A 3,170-nucleotide genomic window follows, 5' to 3' on the forward strand; every position below is an offset into this window, starting at 1 on the left:
AGCACCTGGCCCGGGTGATCCGCCCGGCGCTGGCGCGCGGCGCCTGGGTGGTGTGCGACCGCTTCACCGACGCCACCTATGCCTACCAGGGCGGCGGGCGGGGCCTCGACCCCGCGCGGATCGCCGAGTTGGAGCGCTTCGTCCAGCAAGGCCTCGCCCCCGACCTGACGCTGCTGCTGGACATGTCCGTGGCGGCGGCCCGGGTCCGTCTGGCCGGTCGCGGCGGGGCGCCGGACCGCTTCGAGCGCGAGCAGGGCGACTTCTTCCGCGCGGTGCGCGACGCCTACCTGGCCCGCGCCGCCGCCGAGCCCGAGCGCTTCGCGGTGGTGGATGCCGCACGCCCTCTGGCGGAGGTGGGCGAGCGGATCGAGGCGCTGCTGGCCGAACGGGTGGCGGCATGGCAGAGCTGAGCCCCCCGGCTCCCCTCGACCCGGCGCCGCTGCCCTGGCTGGCCCCTCGCCTCGCCGAACTGTCGCGCCTGGCCGATGGCGGCCGGCTGCCCCATGCGCTGCTGCTCTCCGGCCCCCGCGGGGTGGGCAAGCGCTCCCTGGCCGATGCCCTGATCGCCCGCACCCTCTGTGCCAGCCCGGGGGAGACCGCCTGCGGCGCCTGCCACGGCTGTCGCATGCTGGCGGCCGGCTATCACCCGGACCTGCTGCGGGTGGAGCTCGAGGAGGGCAAGCGGCAGATCCGCATCGACGCCATCCGTGAGGTCAACGCCTTCGTCGCCCAGACCCCCCAGCAGGGGGGCTACCGGGTGATTCTCATCGCCCCGGCGGAGGCCATGAACCAGTCCGCCGCCAACGCCCTGCTCAAGAGCCTGGAGGAGCCGGGTGGGCGCACCCTCTTCGTGCTGCTGGCCGACATCCCCTCGCGCCTGCTGCCCACCATCCGCTCGCGCTGCCAGCACTGGAGCCTGGCGGTGCCACCCGAGGCGGCCTGCCTGCCCTGGCTGGCCGAGCGGCTGGGCGACGAGGCCGAGGCGCGCTTCTGGCTGGGGCTCGCCGGCGGCCTGCCCCTGGCCGCCCAGGCGCTGGCCGAGCCGGCCTCCCGGGCGCTGCGCCAGCAGCTGCTCGAGACCTTCGAGGCGCTGGTGCGCGGCGCCGAACCGGTCGCCGAGGTGGCCCGCCTGGAACGTCAGTCGGTGGAGGCGATCCTGTGGTACGGTATCGCCTGGCTGGAGGACCTGATCCGGCTGGGGCTCTCGGGGGAGACCGCCGGCCTGCGCAATCCCGACCTGCTGCCGCTCTACCGCCAGGCGGTGAAGAATGCCCGGGTGCGCGACTGGTTCCGGCTGCTCGACTACGCCCGGGAGCAGCGCCGCCTGCTGGCGGCGGGGGGCAACCCCAATCCCCAGCTGGTGCTGGAAGCCTGGCTGGTCCGCTGGTCCGCGCTGCTGCGCTCGTGAACAAGGAGATCCCATGGCTGCCCAGAAGGCGCTGTCGCTGAACATCCAGGACGTCCAGACCCTGCTCTCGGCCTATATGCCGATGCTGGAGCGGGGTGGCATCTTCGTGCCCACCCGGGAGCGCTACGAGCTGGGCCAGGAGATCTACCTGCTGCTTACCCTGCCCGGCGAGAGCGACCGCGTCCCGGTCACCGGCCAGGTGGTATGGGTCTCCCCCGAAGGGGTCAGCGGCCGGCGCCTGCCCGGCGTTGGCATCCACTTCAGCGCCGGTGACCAGGCGGTGCGCGATCGCATCGAGAACCTGCTGGCCGGCCAGCTCGACAAGGGCGCGCCGACCTATACGCTTTGAGAGCGCCGAGCGCCGAGCGCCGAGCGCCGAGCGCCGTTTTCCACTCCTTGACCTTGGTTTTCTTCTGAATGTTTGTCGATTCTCACTGCCATCTCGATCGCCTCGACCCCGCGACCCACGGCGGCGATCTCGCCGCGACGCTTCACGCCGCGCGTGCCCGCGGCGTGAAACAGTTCCTGGCCATCGGCGTGACCCTGGAGGCGCTGCCCGGCCTCGCCGCCATCGCCCGCGAGCATGACGACGTGGTGCTCTCCGCCGGCGTGCACCCGCTGCACCGCCTGGCCGAGGAGCCGAGCCTCGAGGCGATCAAGGCGGCCGCCGAGCGCTACGGCGTCGTAGCCATCGGCGAGTGCGGCCTGGACTATCATTATCTGGACAAGTCCCCGGAAACGGTGCCCTCCCGGGAGGTACAGCGCGAGCGCTTCCGCCGCCAGCTGATCGCCGCCACCGAACTCGAGCTGCCCGTGATCATCCACACCCGGGAGGCGCGCGAGGAGACCCTGGCGCTGATCCGCGAGCACACCGACCCGGCCATCGGCGGCGTGCTGCACTGCTTTACCGAGGACCTCGACATGGCCCGGGAGGCGGTGCGCCACGGCTTCTACATCTCGTTCTCCGGCATCGTCACCTTCCGCAACGCCGAGGCGCTGCGCGAGGTGGCCCGCCGGGTGCCGCTGGACCGGCTGCTGATCGAGACCGACAGCCCCTACCTGGCGCCGGTGCCGCACCGCGGCCGGCCCAACGAACCGGCCTGGGTGGTGGAGGTCGCCGAATGCATCGCCGCCGAGCGCGGCATCAGCGTGGAGGAGGTCGCCATGCAGACCACCGCCAACTTCTACCGCCTGTTCCGCGCCGCGGCCCCCGAGGCCTCTCCGGAGATGCGAGAGATCCTGCGCGGGGCCGGCCTGCTGGGCTGAGCGCCGCGCCCGGGGAGGGAGTCGCCATGAACCTCGATCCGCTGCTGGCCCACGTCGCCCCGGAGGGCGAGATCCCTCCCGTGGACCGCTGGCATCCCGAGCAGGCCGGCGAGATGGACCTGGTGATCGCCGCCGATGGCCGCTGGATCCATGAGGGGGCCGCCATCGCCCGGCCCCGCCTGGTGCGGTTGCTCTCCACCATCCTGCGCCGCGAACCCGATGGCCGCCATGCGCTGGTCACCCCGGCCGAGAAGCAGTTCATTCGGGTGGAGGATCGTGCCTTCCTGATCGTGGATGCCGAACCCGACGCCGAGGGGCGCTGGTGGCTGACCACCAACCTGGGCGATCGCCTGATGCTGGACGAGACGCGCCGGCTGACCCTCAGCGAGACCCCGAGTGGCGAGACGGTGCCCGAGGTGCCGGTGCGCTTCGGCCTGGCCGCGCGCCTCGGCCGCAACGTCTACTATCGCCTGGTGGAGGTCGCCGAGCACCGCGC

5 protein-coding genes are annotated in these 3,170 nt (G+C 72.6%); all 5 read left to right on the forward strand.

Annotated elements, in window-relative coordinates; translation table 11 throughout:
- On the forward strand, positions 1-410 hold a 410-nt coding region (tmk, locus tag J5F18_RS09540), incomplete at its 5' end, for a dTMP kinase (protein WP_346302002.1).
- Positions 398-1,408: a DNA polymerase III subunit delta' gene (locus J5F18_RS09545; protein ID WP_346302003.1), complete on the forward strand. Its 1,011-nt coding sequence runs from the start codon at positions 398-400 to the stop codon at positions 1,406-1,408. The genes tmk and J5F18_RS09545, both read left to right, overlap by 13 nt.
- Positions 1,409-1,421: 13 nt before the next feature.
- A complete protein-coding gene (locus J5F18_RS09550) occupies positions 1,422-1,757 on the forward strand; it encodes a PilZ domain-containing protein (protein ID WP_346302004.1) in 336 nt (111 codons plus the stop codon).
- Positions 1,758-1,825: 68 nt separating this feature from the next.
- Complete coding sequence (locus tag J5F18_RS09555; protein ID WP_346302005.1) at positions 1,826-2,674, forward strand: TatD family hydrolase; 849 nt, start codon at positions 1,826-1,828, stop codon at positions 2,672-2,674.
- 26 nt (positions 2,675-2,700) lie between these two features.
- A partial coding sequence (locus J5F18_RS09560) for a DUF1285 domain-containing protein (protein WP_346302006.1) occupies positions 2,701-3,170 on the forward strand: 470 nt, incomplete at its 3' end.

Source organism: Halomonas sp. BM-2019, assembly GCF_017584085.1.